At 64.8% G+C, this 17,118-nt stretch carries 12 protein-coding genes; all 12 read right to left on the bottom strand.

From position 1 onward, the window contains the following. Window positions 1–3 precede the first annotated feature (3 nt). A complete protein-coding gene (locus tag ACZLHH_RS11435) occupies window positions 4–1,971 on the bottom strand; it encodes a hypothetical protein (protein ID WP_180844236.1) in 1,968 nt (655 codons plus the stop codon). Window positions 1,972–1,977: 6 nt separating this feature from the next. Further along, complete coding sequence (locus ACZLHH_RS11430; protein ID WP_154263128.1) at window positions 1,978–2,169, bottom strand: hypothetical protein; 192 nt, start codon at window positions 2,167–2,169, stop codon at window positions 1,978–1,980. 50 nt (window positions 2,170–2,219) lie between these two features. After that, complete coding sequence (locus ACZLHH_RS11425) at window positions 2,220–7,856, bottom strand: hypothetical protein (RefSeq protein ID WP_180844235.1); 5,637 nt, start codon at window positions 7,854–7,856, stop codon at window positions 2,220–2,222. Next, window positions 7,853–12,826 carry a tape measure protein gene (locus ACZLHH_RS11420; RefSeq protein WP_180844234.1) on the bottom strand — a complete coding sequence of 1,658 codons (4,974 nt, stop codon included), beginning with the start codon at window positions 12,824–12,826 and terminating at the stop codon, window positions 7,853–7,855. Before ACZLHH_RS11420 ends, ACZLHH_RS11425 begins: the two co-directional genes overlap by 4 nt. Next, the gene (locus ACZLHH_RS11415) at window positions 12,823–12,984 is read right to left on the bottom strand and encodes a hypothetical protein (protein ID WP_311069193.1); all 162 of its coding nucleotides are present in this window, start codon (window positions 12,982–12,984) and stop codon (window positions 12,823–12,825) included. Before ACZLHH_RS11415 ends, ACZLHH_RS11420 begins: the two co-directional genes overlap by 4 nt. Window positions 12,985–13,169: 185 nt before the next feature. Next, complete coding sequence (locus tag ACZLHH_RS11410) at window positions 13,170–13,529, bottom strand: hypothetical protein (RefSeq protein ID WP_180844233.1); 360 nt, start codon at window positions 13,527–13,529, stop codon at window positions 13,170–13,172. A 156-nt stretch (window positions 13,530–13,685) separates the two neighbouring features. Further along, a complete protein-coding gene (locus ACZLHH_RS11405) occupies window positions 13,686–14,666 on the bottom strand; it encodes a hypothetical protein (RefSeq protein WP_180844232.1) in 981 nt (326 codons plus the stop codon). A 2-nt stretch (window positions 14,667–14,668) separates the two neighbouring features. After that, a complete protein-coding gene (locus ACZLHH_RS11400) occupies window positions 14,669–14,842 on the bottom strand; it encodes a hypothetical protein (protein WP_180844231.1) in 174 nt (57 codons plus the stop codon). Then, window positions 14,839–15,291 carry a phage tail terminator protein gene (locus ACZLHH_RS11395; protein WP_180844230.1) on the bottom strand — a complete coding sequence of 151 codons (453 nt, stop codon included), beginning with the start codon at window positions 15,289–15,291 and terminating at the stop codon, window positions 14,839–14,841. Before ACZLHH_RS11395 ends, ACZLHH_RS11400 begins: the two co-directional genes overlap by 4 nt. Then, window positions 15,288–15,794, bottom strand: a complete 507-nt coding sequence (locus tag ACZLHH_RS11390; protein ID WP_180844229.1) for a DUF1320 domain-containing protein — start codon at window positions 15,792–15,794, stop codon at window positions 15,288–15,290. Before ACZLHH_RS11390 ends, ACZLHH_RS11395 begins: the two co-directional genes overlap by 4 nt. After that, a complete protein-coding gene (locus tag ACZLHH_RS11385; RefSeq protein ID WP_180844228.1) occupies window positions 15,794–16,150 on the bottom strand; it encodes a hypothetical protein in 357 nt (118 codons plus the stop codon). Before ACZLHH_RS11385 ends, ACZLHH_RS11390 begins: the two co-directional genes overlap by 1 nt. 67 nt (window positions 16,151–16,217) lie before the next feature. Further along, on the bottom strand, window positions 16,218–17,111 hold the full coding sequence (locus ACZLHH_RS11380) for a Mu-like prophage major head subunit gpT family protein (RefSeq protein ID WP_197572985.1): 894 nt from the start codon (window positions 17,109–17,111) through the stop codon (window positions 16,218–16,220). Window positions 17,112–17,118 lie beyond the last annotated feature (7 nt).

Below are 17,118 nucleotides of genomic sequence, written 5' to 3'. Positions count from 1 at the left end.
TCCTTATGCGCCCCAAAATTTAAGGGTCTGTTCGCCAGTGATGGGGTTGCTGGTCACCGCCGTGACGATCACCTTTCGACCGGCTGTGAGGCCGTAGCGCGGGTAGCGGATGCGCCCGACTTGGCCCGGCCGCAGCTGCAGGTCAGGCCGCGCCGTCATCCGGCCGGCATAGAAGTTGCGGGGCACTGCGTAGAGCTTCACGACGCGGTCAATCTCCGCCTGAGCGTCAGCGCGGCTATCGAAGCATGACTCCACCGCTGGCGCGGCCTCCGCGTGCTGGTAGCAGGCAGGCAGATCCCCGGTGGCGTAAACCTGGCCACGGTGGCTGGCGGACAGTTCCTTGCGGATGCTGGGCGGCACCTGGTCCAGGCCGGTGGCCATATCGCCGTCAGCCAGGACTATCGCGTTGGGCCGATAGCCCATGCGTCGGGTAAGCCCGGGGGCAAGGTCCGGCATCACAACCAGCGGAGCGGCGAGCTCGACCAGGTCGAGCTCGAATGCCAGGCTCGCATCTGCAACGCTCTCAGGGTCGATCAATCGCGCCAGGCGCAGCACGCCATCCCCATCCTGCCACCAGTCGGCGCAGTAGCTGCCCAGGATCGCAGCCAAGGCCTCGCGCGGCGTGCTGTTGCCGTCCGCAAAGTAGCCCACCCCGGCATAGCCCGTAGCCTGATCGATGGCCAGGGCGTCGGCACTCTGCCATGCAGCCTTCCCGATACGGCCGAACACGTCGGAAAGCGCCTGCTGAAGCGTTGCCGGCCGGTCGGCTCCGATGGTCGAAACGTCAGCCGTCAGCGGCCCGAGAGGTGGCGACTGCAGAGAGAGCTGCTGTCCACCAGCAACCAGGCTGTACGCGGTGCCGGCAACCAGCTCCACTGCGCGGTCACGGACACTCATCACTGATTGCAGGCGCGAATCGCAGATCCATTGCAGCGAACCATCACTGTTTACCGCCGTGGTCGGCACGCTTCGCACCAGCCCGATCACCACGGGCTGCGGCTGCCAGGCAATGCTCTCGCCATGGGTCGGGAGAAATACGGCCCTGCTCAGCGGCTCATCCAGGTCACTGTGCGCGTCCTTGAACGTCAGGCGCTTGTAACTGTCGTCTTCGACCTCGATTCGATCTAGCACATAGCGGGCGACTGGCACCGCACCGGCCATCGACTGGCCTTGCTCGACCTGGCGCACCGCAACTGGCACGTCACGAATAGCGGACAGCGCAGCGGCATCCAGCATCCCTGCGGCGTCCTGCACGCGGACCTGGGCGCTGCCGGCACGCGACTCGTTGCCCCACATCCAGAACGAAACTGCACTGATTGTGCTCAGGCCCTCGGTAGCGATGATCCCAGCGAACGCGGTGTTCGCTGGCGAGTCGCTGGCCGCGCTCATGTAGTCCTCACTTGCGACCCGGATTGTGGGGATCGGATCGGCAGCCTGGGCCCATCCCGCCAGTGCTGCCGGACTGAGCCCCTGCCACTGGCCAGCGTTCACGACACAGCGCAGGCCGCGCGCTTTCGTAGCGGCGATGGACACGGCGAAGTAGTACGGGCCACCCGCTGAGACATCAACGCTGGCCACCTGCTGGCCATCACGATAGAACTGAGCCTGCGCGGGTGTGCCAGGCAGCACGCGCACGCCCAGCGCTTCTCCCTTGGCGGGAATTGGCAGGCCGCTGGCAATTACCGTGCCGTTGCGAACCACTTGGCCGGTGTGCAGCTTCCAACCCACCCCGTTGGATGCGCCCAATTCGGATGACAACGGCGCTGCGGCATTGCAGAGGCCGATGATCGCAGTGAGAGGATCATCACCCCACAGCATGAACTCAGCGCCGGCAGGACCGGCAAGCGGAAAGGTGCTCCTGGCGATGCGAGCAAGAACAACCGCCCCCGGTGAGGCTACGGTCAATCCGCCATCCTCTACCAGCAGACCAGCACCGAGCGGAGACGCCGCCCAACGGCCAAAGGTACGCACGACTGGTCAACCCTCCTGGGTGATTTCAGTTGCCTCAAAGCGGTAGACAGCACCAACCTTCAGCGCGGCGGCGTCGGCCGTATCGACCGTGAGATTGATCTGGGGCATGTTCGGCTGACTGACTGGACGGAACTGCAGAGTCACGCCGGGCTGGTCAGCAGACTCGGTGCGAAGGTACAGGCGAGCATCAAAGCGCATGGGTGTTTCCTCTTATTGGGTGAGCGGCATTGCCCGGCCGCTGGAGCGGGTCACTCCTCAATGGAGACGATGGAAAGGCTGGCGGTGATGTCCAGGCCGGTGAAACTTCCAGTCTGATGGCTAACGTCCTGTTCGCTGAACCCAACGATCTCTGCACGATAGGTGCGATCCTGCGTGCCTTCGCTATCGTTCAACGTCACCGATCCAGACCAGAACGAAATCGCCATATCGGGGCCATCAAACTCGTTCGTAATAGACACGCCGCCACTGGCTTCAAAACTCGTCCAGAACTGCTCTGCGTTGTTGCCCAGCTTCCTGTAGACATTCACCGCACAGGCGTTCCTGTTTCCGCCTGCGACGAAGCCCTGGCGGTCCATTCGGCTGTTGGTTCGAACTACTCTTCGCTGATAGCTGACAACGACGTTCTTGTTTCGGCCGCTGGTGCTGAACGGGCCAACGACGATAGAGACCCCAATGGTCTGCGTGGTTGTTGACTGTGCCGCATTACGGCGGATGCCTGCCGCAATCGCGCCGCCCCAGTACGCGCCACCATTCACGTCCATCCACACGGTTGCGTTTCGCTTGGTCGCACCGGCGGCGCCGACGTTCGGGCCAAAGTAGTCAATCAATCCATCGGGCCCGAAACCGTTGCCGATGATGCGCTGGACGTTGCCGCGCCACACGCGCAGATAGCCGTCCTGCAGCTCCATGCCGTCAGGCGCGCCGGGACTGATGATGCGCAGGATCTTGGACAGAATGCGCATCTCGCTGCGGTCACCGTTCGCCTCCATTTCCAAACCGGCCATGTTGCCGTCCACATCGAGCGCGATGCCAAACCTGGCACTGCTCTCCGCGCCGCCTGCGGACCACTCAGGTGGCTCGGTCGCATCCTTGTCCACCATCGATAGCATTGGCCGGAGCCATCGGACGAACCAATGAGCGGTGCTGAGGTGATGGCTTACGAGAATGCTGCGAGCCCTTACTGCGTTAGCCGGAGCAACCGCCTTCACCCAAAGGCGGCTATACAGGGCGATGGTGTTCCCGCCACCGGCCAAGTCAGTGGCAGGTGAGCCCACGGAGCCAACCTGGACGCCGTTAGCATCTAAGAATTCGAGAATAAGCCGTGCGCGATGCCCCGATGCGTAGACGGAAAGCGCGTAGGTCTTTCCCGCCTCGACGGGGGCATCGCTCGCCGGCCAAACGAACACCGTGCCGCTGGCGGCGGTGGTGCCCGCTACGATGAGTGCCCTCATTCCGTAGGGGACGCCGGGGTCAACGCCGCCGGAAATTCCGACACCTGGAGCGAAATATTTCTGTGTGCCAGTCGCTCCATCGGGCGACCACATGTTCGGCCAGCCCACCGTGCCAGGCCCACCAGTGAACTGGGTGTTCCCAAGAAGGTTTCCGGCGCCGTTCTGGTTCTTGACCTTCGCCTCAAGCGTCTGGACGGCGGAGGAGCTGGCCTTTCCTGCAATCTCGGCCTGGACGCCTGTCACGGACTGGCCCAGTGCGGTGAGCTGCTGCCCCTGCTGGGTCACGGTCGAAGTGAGGCCAGCCGTCGCCGCAGAGTTTGCCGCTGCCGCCGCTGCCGTTTCCTTGCCGCTGGGCACCCAGCCGGTTGCTGCGGTGCCTTCCTGGAACAGCGCGTTATCTAGCTCAATGGCAACGCCCTGGACGGCCGTCGCGTGCATTCGACCTACGAACAGCCGAGCCTCCACGATATCGTCAACCATGGTGTCCACCTGAAACACCAGCCGCTGCCACTGAGCAGTCGCAACGACGTTGGGCATGGTGCTCGTTGCCTTGATGACACCGGCAGCGTTACGCCATTGGACGTACATGCGCAGCCCGGTTCCAGCAGTGGCGCGGACGTAGCTGCTCAAGACGTAAGGGGTTCGGGGCCGAACCTGGAGCCACCCGTTGTCATTGCGAGTAGCGAGGCCAAGATACTGCCCTACTGCAGTTGCGTTCGCTTCCAAACGGATCGCGCGACCTCCACCAGACAACGGCGATGGAATGTACTTGAGCACGACGTTGGCCATGTTCGTTTCGCGCACCCATCCGGTGGGGTCTGAGGTGTCGCTCGGCGAGGTCTCATAGCTGCTGTTGGGTGCCAGATTGTCACCGCCGATGCCGTCGATCCGAGCATTGACGCTGGTGAGCGACTGACCCAACGAGGTGACGCTGTTCTCGGTGGCCAGGGTGCGCGCTTCCAGGCTCGACGTTGCAGCCGCGTTTGCCTGGGTGGCCCGCTCCAGCGCAGATACGTCCAGGCTGCCCTGCGGGCGCCCGTTGACGAATTCCACGATGAGCTCAACCCATTGGTCGGCGCGGGCGGTCGAGGGTCGGGGCGACAGACGCTGCAGGCCGGCCGCTTCACCAGCGCGCTTGCGTCCGATCAGGACAAACATGCGGATGCCGTCCAGGGCCTCCACGTTGCGACGCGAGGCCCCTGCATCAACGAGGCGGTCCCTGGCCCCCGCGATGTCTGGGCTGACGCCATTGCTCAGCGGCCCAGTGTGATCGCTGGTGAACAGGATGAAATACTGATTCTCGGCCAGGGCATTGTCGTACCAATCGTTGAAGCTGGCGCAGGCCGATGCGCCGTTGCCGTAGGTGTCAAACGTCTGCCGGGGCCCCAAAGTGCTGTCGGCGTTTACCGCCTGGACATTGAGGCCGCGCGCAGCACCGCCCACAGCTGCACCCGCCGCGTTTCGTGTTCCCGACGAGCGCGGCCCTCCAGTGGGCTGACTGGTGATGGTTGCGTTGGCGGTGATTTCGTAGACCGTGGCGTTACCAATGCCGGCACGAACGGCAGTGAGTGCCGTGCCCTGGGACAGCAGCTGTCCCTCCGCGTTGGTGACGCGCGTATTGAGGGCGCTGTTCGCTTCGGCGTTTGCATTGGACTGCGCGGCCGTCTCCTCCAGGGAGGGCGCGTAGCCCGTGGCGGCGGCACCGGTCTGCAGCTGCGCGTTGTCCACCTCAATCCACTGGTCCGCCGAACCATCGCCGTATACCCGGAGGTAGAGGGTGGCACCGGTCGCGCTGGCGAGGATCTGCGACGCCGTGAACGTGTAGGACTTACGCTCCCATGCTTCCGTGACGACCATGCCCGCGCCAGCAGCTGGCCCGCCAGGCCAACCGACAGATGCACCGGCCGCATCCTTCAGCCCGAGCTGGAAGAAGAAGCGCGCCCCCGGTTTGCCACGCACGTTGCAGGACACCGTGACGGGCTGCTGAGGATCGATGCGGTACACCGACGAGTAGCACTCTGCATAGGCGGTGGCAGGGATGCCCGCCATTTCCCAGCGCCAGGCCTTGGTGCTACCTGGCAGCACAGAGTCCACCAGCTTGCGAGTGGTCTTGTTCGCTGCGTCCGTGGATGACGATGAGGGCGCCCAATACTGAGGAACGCCGTTGGGCAACAGAACCTCAAAGCTGCTGTTGCGCAGGCGATTGTCTCCGCCAAGGTTGTTGATGGCGGCCTGGACGCTGGTGAGCGCTCCACCCTGGCTGGTGATCGTGTTCCCCTGAAGCGTTACCTGGGACTGCAGAGCCTGGAGGGCGCCGTTGGTTGCCTTGCCATCCACGTCAGTGCGCAGGGCGCTGATGAGGCCAGACTGTGCATTGATGAGGCCAGCCTGCTGGGTGACCGTCCCGCTCAGCGAGCTGAGGCCATCGGCGACGGCCAGGATTTCAGTGACCTCCTCAATAGCAACATCATCCACCCACAACGTGCCTGCTGTGTGATCCACGTTGATGTTGAGCTTGAGGCCAGTGATGGACGTGTTTTCTGGGATGGCATAAACCGCGCCCAGGTAGGTCCACGCTCCCTGGTTCGCAGAGAAGTAGGTGGCGCCACCAATCAGCGCATTGTCCTGCGTGGCCAGACGGAGCTTTCCGTTGTTCGCGCTCCCGTTATAGTCCGCCGTTGTCTTGTACCAGCAGCCATAGCGGTACTTCTTTCCAGGCGCGACAGGGATAGGCACGCCGCCGTTGGCGGTTGCGCCACGCACAACAGTGGTTCCGCCGTCTACCCGTAGGCACGCACCACCTGCGCGGCCCTCGGTGGCCGCCACGCCGAGTGACGCATGGTTGTAGGTCCAGGCCACGTCCCGGCCGGATTGCCATCCACCGTTGAGCACCATGTTGGCGCCCTGAGCAGCAATCACCGGCAGCGTGGCGTTCACCTGGTCAATGCGTTGTCCAATTGCTTGGTCGCGGGTGACGCTTGCCTGCTCGACGGAATTGACCTTGGCCTCAGACGCGAGCGCACCTGTTCCTGCAGGCAGGCGAACCTCCACGGCCGACTGGCGCTGGCTAAGCGCTTCGTCCGCGCCTACACGCGCCCTCATTTCGTTGTAGGCCAGGCCGCCCGTCAGCTTCGCCGGATCGTTGCCGGGGTAGTCGCCGCGCATCTGCACGGCCAGCGTGTTGCGCTGGCCAGCCTCAGCGGCCAGGGCGGCGGTGCGCGCCTCGCTCTCCTGCTGGACCATGGCGACGGATGCGCCAGGCGATGGGCGGCCCACGGCAATCCAGTCGTATTCGATGTAGGCGCTGGCGGTCTGCGCACCCGTCAGTGCCAGACGAATGGCACGCAGTGGTGAGGGTCCGTTCCAGGGCAGACGATCAACGTCCAGGACGGCGATGCCGTTGGTGTCGAATGCCGGCACAGGGATGGAAAGCGACTTCGCTTCGTTCCACTCCTGGTCGGCGGCGGTGATCCAGCGAATCAACCCCATCCAGGCGGGATTGCCTACCTTGCGCATGCGCAGCTTGATGAAGCGATAGGCGGCACCGTCGATGTTGAGCGGCGCCGGGGACTGGATGCCGGAGTTGTTGGCGGTGTTGATCGGCCGCAGCATGCCGTCGGCGATAGTCGGGGTTCCATACACGCCCGTCCAGCCTTCCAGCCCGGCGTTGAAGTGCCAGATGCCGGCAGAGTCGAACTGGGTGCCGCTACCTGCGGCGACCTCGGCCAATGAGCGCGCCATCGAATCCAGGCCGTTCTGGACTTTCGTGTTGACGGCACTGATGTCTGCGGTGCGCTCGGTCTTTTCGTTGAGCACGCTCTGGATTCGGGCACGCTCCTCATTGGCAAGGTTGGTGGCCAGATCCTCGGCACGCTTGGCCACTTCGCCCACGGCGGCCGCACTCTTCTGACTCTCTACCAGGATCTGCGCCTGTGCAGCCTGGAAGTCCGCCATTCGCTGCTGTGCCTCGGCAGCGTCTGCCAGTGCCAGGTCGCGCAGGCCCTGGTCCACCTTGCCCTGCAGCTGGACCAGGTCCGCCGTGGTCGGCGGGACCACAGGGGCTTGAGCCTTGGGCGTGGAGTCTGCAGACGACACGCCGTTGACCTGGACAGTGACCTTCCACCAGCTCACAACGCCACTGGCCTCGGTATAGGTGTAGCGCGTGTCTGAGGTTTTGGTGACGTACTTCCATTCGCCCGGTTTACCGCCTGCGTCGGCCGCGCGCCAGAGGACATAGACAGCACCAGCCAGCGGCGAAGCGTTCCAGGTAATGGTCACGCTATCCGCTGCCGGCTTGGTCTCTACGCCCTCGGCTGGAGGAACCACAACAGCCGGCTTGGCCGACGCCACCCAGTTGGAGGGCTGCCGGGTCACTGGCGTGACTGCAGGCAGACCCTGGCCACCGATTTCAACGAGCAATACTTTCCGGTTCATAGCGCCATCAAAGCGTTGTGTTCACCCTGGCGTGCCAGGGACTGGATGCCGTCGCGGACCTGCAGCAGCACCTCGTAAGACGGATCGGCGTAGCCACGCCCAGGCGCGACCGGCGCTGCTGGTGCAGCAGGCGAGTTGCCTCCGCCAGGCGCCGGCGACGCCGGGACCGGAACGCGGCTGTCGGTCAGAACGGTGACCATTTCCTGGGCGATGCGCTTGGGCAGATCGAACAGGATTTCTGCCAGGTCGGTGATGTCGGCCTGCTGGTTCTGCAGGTACTTGGCCAGCTCGTCCGTGGTCAGGCCCAGATCCTTGGCCAGCGCCTCAGCGCTGATCCCAGTGACATTGCGCAGGATCTCCAACGGATCGCCGCCACGGGCGCCAGCCAGATCGGCCACGCCCTGGGCGATGCGCTGAGCGCGCTCCAGGCGGGCGGCGGCTTCCTGCTGCTGTTCCAAGGCAGCCTTTTGCGCGTACAGCTGCTGCAGCGACGCGGCGGTGCCATCACCGCCAAAGCGCTTGGCCAGCTCCAGTACCTGGCCATAGTCCACCTGATAGCCCTGGCCGCTGGCATTGAGTTTGCGGCTGACTTCCAGGAACTGCTGGGCGTATTGGGTGAAGCTCTCCAGGTTGCCGGCGCTGGCTGCGCTCTGCATCAGATCCGATGCCGTGGAGCGCTTCTGCGTGTCGGTGTCCGGTGACAGGGTGCTGCTCAGCTTGAGCGAGTTGATGAAGTCCTGCAGCTTGCTGCTCGTCCCGTCGATGGAACCGCCCAGGCGTTCGATTTCATCATTGACGCGGTTGAGCGCCAGGCCTACCAGCTCCGACTCCAGCGACCTGGCCAGCGCGTCGGCCTTGAGCTGGGCGGCCTGGCGGACGGTGGCCAGATCCTGCTCGCGGGCTGCCAGGCCGCCCAGGGCCTTGGCCTGCTGCTGCAGCGTGCGGATGCGCTCCTGCTCCTCCTGGCGTACAGCCAGGAGCGACTTGGCGAAGCCACTGAAACCATCCGTTGCGATCTCCTGCTGCGCGTTGCCCACCACGCTGCCGTAGGAGGAAGCGGCAGTAGTGATCGCCTTGACCTGTTCCTCCATGGTGGTGCCGGCCGCCTTGGCCATCCGCTGGAACATGGTTGTCGTGCGCTTGACCAGGTCGATTTCCTGGGCATTGAGCGCGCGGCCCAGCTCCTGGGCGTTGCCAGTCATCAGCTCGATGGACGCCGCCAGGCTGTTCATCACGTCGCCGGCTTCAAACCCCTTGTTGAGGAAGTCGCCGAATCCGAGGATCGACACGCCACGCCCGGTCAGGTTCTTGGCCGCGCCGGTAATCAGCTGCTCCAGCTGCGCCTGGGCCTTGTCCGGGTCCGCATCGAGCTGAACCTTGCCGAGGTCTACGCGGACGGAGGACAGCTGGCTATTGATGTCCACGCCCAGCTGCTCGGCCAAGCTGATGACGCCTGCACGCGCCCGCCCAGTGGCCTGGCTGAAAGCGTCCGTGATCGTGGTATCGACCTGGCCATACTCGGTCCACTTCTTGTCGCTGCGGAACAAGCCGCCCTTGGCCTTGATGTCGGCGTAGGACTGGCCAGCGAACCCGTCGAAGCCATACGAGCCGGTAAGGCCCTGCGCCTGGATCTGCGGCTTCTTGCGGCCGAACAGGGCAGCGTGGATCGAGGAGCCAGACAGAATGGAGGCTGCCTTGGCGTTGAGTCCGAGCTTGCGCGCCATCTTATCGACGTGGCCCACGGCGCCCAGGGTGGCGATCTTGCCAGCCCAGCTTTCGCCATTGGCGATGTCCCAGCCCTGATCGAACAGCTCGGCATTCTTCATCATGGCCGCGACCACCCAGCCGATGATCGGCACGGCCATCGATGCGGACGCCGCGCCGCCGCCAGCAGCCCCGGTGCCAATGAAACCGCCGACGTTGTTGCCAAAGCCCATCATCTTGCCTGGCGCCGCGACGCCGGCACGCCAACCGCCCCCGGCCAGCATGGCGTTGGTGCCAGTGAGGTTGCGGCCGCCACCGATCATGTTGGCCAGGCTGCTCATCCAGCCGGAACCCGCGCCGCCCTGGTTGCCGCCACCGAACATGCCAGCGATCTTCGACAACCAGTTGCCATCGGCCTGGCCGCGCGACACACCGGCCAGCGCGCCATTCATGGCATTAGTGAGCGCATCCTGGAACGGGCGCACCAGGTTCTGCTCAAGCATGGTGCGCACGATGTCGCGCCAACCACGCTTGAAGATGTCCTTGAGGCGGCTGAAGAAGCTCTCAGACTTGTCCAGGCCGCCGCTGAACATATCGGCCAGCATATCGGCCACATCGGCGACACCGCGCGTGCCGACGTTGGCCCATTCCTCCAGGTCGGCGGTCTGCTGCTCGATACGAATAGACGCATTGGCCCACGCCCGTGCCTGGGCCATCAGGCCTGCGGTCGCCTCTGCGTTGATGCCGGCGCCGGCCTTGTTGGCCTCGTTGATCGCCTGGAGCATGTCCTGCTCGTTGCGCAGCTGGCGGGCGCGGCGCTCGCGCTCGATCCCTACCATGCCCAGCAGTTGCACCTCGCCGCTCAGCGTATCGAGCAATGCCGTGGGCGCCTGCTGCTGCTTGGTGACCTCGGCGGCATTCTTGGCCAACTCGGCCGCTGACGACTTCACCAGGCTGGCGTAGGCCTCCTGGGTAATGAGGTGCTTGGCCAGTTCGCGGTCGAGCTCGGCAATGCGTTGCTTGTGCTGCTCCTGGGCAGCGGCCATCGGCCCGGAGAGCTCGGCAGCGGCCAACGCGGCCTGGCGGGTGTACTTGGCCTGGGAGTCGGCCTGTTGCTCTGCCAGCCGCGCAGCCTGCTCGCCGGAGCGCTTGGCCTCGGTCTGGGTTCGCGTCAGATCACGGGTGGCCGCATTCTGCTTGTCCAGCGTCAGGGTGAGCTGGATAAGCTGCTCGTTCTTGGCCCGCGCCAGTTGATAGTCGGCGCTGGTCGGGTCCAGACCCTTCTGCGCGCTTTCCGTGATGAACTGCGCGCGCATGCGGGCTGCCTTGCCCTGGGTCTTCTCGATCAGGTCCAGCTGGACGCTCTGGATCTGCTTATCCAGGCCTTCGTTGACCGACTGGAGAGCAGCCTTGATCGCGGCGCCAGAGCTGCGCGCTGCGGACGCCACGGCATCGAAGCTGGCGGCAGCGATGCGGTTGGCGCTTTCGACGCCGACCTGGCCCTTGGCCCACTGCTCCAGCAGTGGCCGGGTTTGCTCCAATGTCTGACCCTGGTTGGCCTGGCGCTTGAGCAACTCCTCCAGGGAGCGGCGTTGGGCGTCCGTGGCATCGGTGACGTTGGCGGTGCGCAGCACAACGCCAGCCGAAACCGAGATGGCCCTGTCATACCCCTTGGTCAGGTTGTCCAGGCGAAGGCGCGCCGACTCCATGGCCGCCGAGGCGCTTTCCAGTTCCTTGTCGAGTCCGAAAGGCAGGGCGCGGTCGCGCGCCTGAAACGCGCGGCGCTTCGCCGCCAGACGTTCATATTCATCGCCAAAATTCTTGAGCTCTTGCCGCGCCGTATCAATGGTTTCAACGGTGTTTGCGAGCTCCGCGAATGATGTGTTCGCAGTCTCCTGATTGAACTCCTGCAGCACCCGCATAGCCGGCTGGAACCCAGCAGTGACCGCCTTCGACAGCTCCTGCGCCTTCTGGCTGCTGTTCATCGCCCAGGCCACGAATAGCGACAGTGCGGTGATCGCAAGGCCTGCAGGGCCGCCAAACGCGCCCATCGCCACGTTGAGGCCTCGCATGGCGGCAGCCTTTGCGGTAAGCGCAACGGACGCGGCCTGGGCAGCAGCGGCGGTGCGCAGCTGGGCGGCGGCCAGAGCCTGCTCAGCCGCGGCTACGCCACCTGCCACGCTCATGCCGGCGCGAGCGGCCGATAGACGGCCTGCCGCCTGCTGCTCGGCAATACGGGCTGCAGCCAGCTCCTCGCGGGCCAGCGCTCGCGATGCGGCGGCGGCCGTGATCTTCTCGGCGGTAGCCTTGGCCAGGCTGACGACCAGGCGGCTTCCCAGGGCGACGGCCAGGACACCGGCGATCTGGTCCAGGTGCTGCATGTTGTTGGCCAGGAACGCGATGCCCTGGGCGATCCCACCGCTGGCGCCCAGCTCCTGGGAGGACTCGCCGACGAACTTCGTGACGCTGTTGCGCAGCAGCTCCATGGCGCGCCCGACCGTGAGCGGGATCTGCTCAAACTCGGTGGCGATGACGGAGGACTGGTTCTCAAGCGCGGCCACCATCTGATCGACGGTCACCTTGCCGTCGTTGACGTGCTTGCGCAGCTCGCCCATCGACAGGCCCATACCGTCGGCCAGCGCCTTGGCCAGACGCGGCGAGTTTTCCACGACAGAGTTGAATTCCTCTGCGCGCAGCACGCCCCCAGCCAGGGCCTGGCTGAGCTGGACAATGGTGTTGGCGGTGGCGACGTTGCTGGCGCCTGAGATGGCGAACGTCTTGTTGATGGACTCGGTGAGCGCCAGCTGCCGTTGCTGGGTGATCCCATACTCGGCGGTGGACTGCGACAAGCGCGCGTAGAGGGTGGCGGTACTGTCGAGCGCGGTGGCGGTGCGCTGGGAGATGTTGAACACCTGGGCCGATGCGGTGGCATAGGCCTTGTGTCCATCTGTTGCCAGCTTGAGCCGCGCTGAAATGTTGGCGTAGTTGTCCGCAACGGAAATGAGGGCGCCGGCCGTCTGCGCGCCAATGTAGGTGGCCACCGTCGCCCGCGCCGATGCCAGTGCGCTGGACACAGCAGAGACACGGCGAGCAGTGGAATCCGCCGCCGTGCCGATGCTGGAAATGCCGGCAGCACCACGCCGTGCCTGGTCGCCGGTTGTGCCCGCCGTCGCGCCCAGTCGCTTGAGCTCCGCATCCGATGCCCGAACGGCTGGCACCAGGCGGCTGTTGTCGGCATCGAGGCGGAGGGTGACGGTTGGGTTCACGGGCTATCCGAGGCTTCGCGATGGGCCATAGCCGTGGTGCCAATCAGCACGTCCAGCGATGGCATCAGGTCTGGCAATAGGTGCGGGGCAATGCCCTGGAGGCAGGCAGCGGCTTGGATCTCGCGGGCTTCAATGCCGTCGTAAACCGGGGCGTGCATGCCGGTGATCCAGCGGGCCTTACAGCGCACGAACAGTTGGACGACTTCCCAGTTCTCATCCAGGACCGGGATAACGCTCGGCGGCTCCTCGCCGCCGCCCCCGTCGCGCAGAAAGTCCGCCGCGCTGACGGCGCCGTCAGGTTCATGGTTCCTGTCAGCGCCGTCAGTGCGTGGACCCTTCCCAATCAGCGCCCGCGCGACGGCTTCGAGTTTTTTACGTGCGCCCGGCCGAACTGGTCGAAGTAGGCGCCGATGATGGCCGGCTGCAGGAAGGCGTAGAACGGGCCATCGAAAACTTCCTTGATCGCGGCTTCGCCCTCGATGGGCTTGCCGTCTGCATCACCCAGGCCAGCGACGCTGACCAGGATCTTGCGCAGGTACTCCTCATCCTCAACGGGGTTGTCCTGGATGGCTTTGATTTCTTCGCGCACCAGGATCTTGACCTGGCACTGGATGGTGCCGGTGACGAAAACGTTGGGCTGGTCGGTGGGGATGCGCAGTTCCACCGGCAGGTGCACGGTGTTGGTTCGGGCGAGACGGAGCATGGGAAAGTCCTTGGGAAGTGGTTAAACAGCCCCTTGATCGGGGACAGGTCCACTTTGCCCAGGCACAGCCGCCGTTCGGGACTAAAGCGCTTCACTGAAAAAGAAAGGCCCCGCACAGTGGCGGGGCCGTTGGGAGTGTAGCGCAGTGCCTGCGAATTACGGCGGCGTGCTGTCGCCGAATTCGATATACAGCTCATCGCCGCCAGCGTCGCTGGCAACGCAGGGGCCAGTGAGCTCCCAGCCGTAGTCGCCATCAATCTCGACTTCGTTGATGTTCTCGATCTGGCCGCGAATGCCCAGCTCGCTGTAGAGCTTGCTCTTTTCGGTCAGGCGCAGCGCAACCTCCAGGACGCCGGCCGAGTCGCGCACTGCCCACGGATTGAAGTCAGCCAGGGCCGTCTTGGCCAGGCGCAGCGTCCAGGTCGGGGCGCGGTCGCTGATGCCGCTTTCCTTGTGGCTGGTGTACTCCTTCGACGTGATCGTGTTGCCCACGTCCACCGAGAGGGACTTGGCCCACACGACCAGGCCCGCCCCGCCATCAACCGTGACCGTGGTGCGGGTGTTGTCCGCGCGCGCGACGGTGGGCACCACGGCGGTGGTGGTGATGTTGGGCAGAGCGTCCTCGGCGATGGTGTCGTAGTCGCCCTGGATGCGGATGTTGCCCTTGAAGCGCTCGCCAACGGCCAGTGCCAGGTTGGTGAGGTTGTGACGTGCGGCGCCGATCTGCTTGACCGTGCCGGCATGCCAGAACTTGGCATCAGAGATCGGGATGTTCGCGCTGATCGGGTTGTAGCGCGTGGTTTTCGCAACGGCATCCTTGACGGCGGTCATGCCAGCGGGCAGCAACAGCGGCGCACAGACGGCATCGGAGTCAGCCGCTGCACCCGGCTTGGTCGGCGGGAACAGCTCAAACTCGCCCTCAATGAAGGCGCGCTTGGCACCGACTGCGAAGGGCTGACCGGTCAGGAACGGTCGATCCACCGGGCGTTCAATCTTGTCGAACTCGGTGCCGCTGCTGCCGTTGAACAGCAGCACGCCGTCGGCGGCGGCGGTGGGGACAATCGGCACCGAGGCCGATGCACGCAGCGCCAGGGCAAGGCCGCGACGCTTGAAGGATTCCAGGTTGGGCTGGGCCATGGTCAGTTCTCGGGTGAGGTTGCAGAGGAGCGACGCGAGCGGTTCTGGCTCGATGCCAGCGGTGGCGGCGGCTCGGGTGCTGGAGCGGGTTCGGCGGGCAGTACGGACTCATCCACGAGCTGGCCATCGATCACGCGCCAGGCACCGCCGCTGGTGGGGGTGTGCTTGGTAGTCATGGGGGTGGTGTGTGTTGCATGCGGTAGTTGGTGACGAATACCTGCTGGCTGACCAGCCAGCCGGCGCGGAACTTCTCATCACGACCAGCCTGGAAGCTGAGCGCGTCGAACGCATCGACAGGAGTCCAGCCGGCCAGCGCCTTGCGGACGCCTGGAATGACTTGCTCATCCATCTGGCGGCGCGCGCCGCTGCCACTGGCCTGGCCGCTGAAGTTGCGCACCATCAGGACCACGCGCAACGTGACATCCACGTTCTGGATGTGCTGATCTCCCGTGTACTTCGGGCGTCCACCCACCTCGGCGGCCGTCACATACGCGGCGCAGTCCTTTGCCGGCTGCTGGTCCAGGGCGGTGTCCAGGTCAGCGGCGTCACCGACCAGGAGCAATGCCTTGACGTGTTCCCGCAACCGCTCCAGGACGGGCGCGACCGGGAACGGCCCGACAGTCACGGCCGGCCCTCGCGCCCGAACACCTTGTTGCCGGCATGGAAGATGAATTCCCCCGCAGAGCCGGTGGACGTGGTCGGATCTTCGATGCCCAGGTGGAACTTTTCCTGTGCCGTCTCCTGCAGCAGTCGAATCGCGTCACGGTAGTCACGCACGATGGGATCGGTGCGCTCATCCGTCTGGCGATCAGGGTGCAGCAGGTAGCGCGTGATGCTGCGCGACCAAACGGCCAGCAGCGGCACGGCCTTGGCCAGCGGCAACCTGTAGCGCCGTGCCAGGTAGCCGTCGATGATTGCATCTGCCTGACGGGTGGCCTCCTTGATGCGCTCCAGGGCTGCATCCGCCTTGGCCACCTCGCTTGGCGGGAAGGCGCTGCGATCACCCCCACGCAACGTGGCATCCATCAGCTCGGAGGCAACCGGGCGCTCATCGCGCCCACCCGCCACCTGGGACAATTCCAGCGCCCCTGGGAGCTCGGCCAGTTGCGTGAGGGTGACGTAGGCCATTACGCGCCAGCCTCCAGCGCTGCCTCGATCAGGCCCACGCGATCAGCTGCCGGCTGGTTCGCCCAGACTTCCTCGGCCAGGCCAGCGGCGGTGCGTGCGCGGGCCTCGGCTTCCGCCCACTTGCGCTTGGCATTGCCGGACTTGGTTGCCTTGCGTTCGCGAGCCAGTGCCAGTTCGTCGGGATCGTCCGACGCTGTCAGCTCCGTCACGATCAGCTCGGGGTCGTTGTTGATCGCGTCGAGCTGTTTCTTGTCCAGGTCATCGACGTGCACCGTCTGGCCCTGTCGGGTGAAGTGCATGCCGGCACGCCAGCGGCCACGCTCCAGGCGGGCCTTTACCAGGATCTGTTCGGCCATGGGCCGCTCCTTCTGTATTCGGGGAAGTTGCGACCGGCACCCTGCGGTGCCGGTCAGTGGTCGAGGGTCAGAGCAACCAGGCGCTGTCCATCGCCTCGACAACGCCCTTCATCACGTTGTCAGTGCCGGCGATCTGGTTGGCGGTGAGGATCTTGGCAGCCTTGAACTTGTCCTTCGGGATGCACACCAGCAGATCCGGCACCAGGCCCAGCGGACGGCCGTGGTCGCCCGTGCGCGAAGTGAACTCGGTATAGGCTGCCTGCAGGTTCTCCTCGGTCAGCGGCTTGTTGCAGGCGTAGGCCATCTGCCAGAAACCGAAACCGACGTTGCGGCGGCAATCGGCGCCGTAGCGGAATTCCTTCTTGTTGAACACGCCCTCATCGGTATCCGTGTCCATGGAAACGAACTGCGGCGGCTTCCGGTTCTGGAAGATGATCGGCTTGAGTGCGCGCTTGGTGCACAGCAGATACCAGTAGGCACCATTGCCGCCCGAGTCCACGTTGCTCTGGACCGTTTCCTTGCCGTCCTTGTCCAGCACCGGGTGATCGGTGTCGAAGAAGTTCTGGCCGTCGTAGCAGGCGGTGGAGATGCCATTCTTCAGCAGCTCGAACGTCAGCTGGTCCGGCTGTGCGCCGACCGACTCGCCCATGCTCTGCATGAGCGGGCTGTAGATGCCGAGGTTGTCATCCTCGATGTCATCCTTGTCCACGCCGACAGTCAGCTCATACGGCTTGTTCTTGATGGTGTAGCCATGGTTCTGCAGGCCATGCACCACACGTTCGCCGATCCATTCGCGCACGTTGGGCAGCTTGCCCAACCAGCCGTACTCGTTGGACTTGGTGGTGGACGGCACCACCGTGGCAATGCGCTGGAACTGGGACGGTGCCTGGCCGAGGCCAGCGTTGAATGCTGCATTGAAGGCGACGTACAGCGTGGAAAGATTGCCGCGATTGACGATCATGGGATTG

It is taken from the genome of Stenotrophomonas sp. 28608_Sma (genome assembly GCF_056486185.1).
The sequence above is the reverse complement of the archived record's forward strand: the minus strand, read 5'-3'. Positions and strand labels throughout refer to the sequence as shown.

Excerpts from the sequence above, each read along its gene's own strand:
- ACZLHH_RS11430 (WP_154263128.1), bottom strand. The coding sequence starts at position 2,169 with ATGCGCTTTGATGCTCGCCTGTACCTTCGCACCGAGTCTGCTGACCAG.
- ACZLHH_RS11425 (WP_180844235.1), bottom strand. The coding sequence starts at position 7,856 with ATGAACCGGAAAGTATTGCTCGTTGAAATCGGTGGCCAGGGTCTGCCT.
- ACZLHH_RS11415 (WP_311069193.1), bottom strand. The coding sequence starts at position 12,984 with ATGCACGCCCCGGTTTACGACGGCATTGAAGCCCGCGAGATCCAAGCC.
- ACZLHH_RS11410 (WP_180844233.1), bottom strand. The coding sequence starts at position 13,529 with ATGCTCCGTCTCGCCCGAACCAACACCGTGCACCTGCCGGTGGAACTG.
- ACZLHH_RS11405 (WP_180844232.1), bottom strand. The coding sequence starts at position 14,666 with ATGGCCCAGCCCAACCTGGAATCCTTCAAGCGTCGCGGCCTTGCCCTG.
- ACZLHH_RS11400 (WP_180844231.1), bottom strand. The coding sequence starts at position 14,842 with ATGACTACCAAGCACACCCCCACCAGCGGCGGTGCCTGGCGCGTGATC.
- ACZLHH_RS11390 (WP_180844229.1), bottom strand. The coding sequence starts at position 15,794 with ATGGCCTACGTCACCCTCACGCAACTGGCCGAGCTCCCAGGGGCGCTG.
- ACZLHH_RS11385 (WP_180844228.1), bottom strand. The coding sequence starts at position 16,150 with ATGGCCGAACAGATCCTGGTAAAGGCCCGCCTGGAGCGTGGCCGCTGG.
- ACZLHH_RS11380 (WP_197572985.1), bottom strand. The coding sequence starts at position 17,111 with ATGATCGTCAATCGCGGCAATCTTTCCACGCTGTACGTCGCCTTCAAT.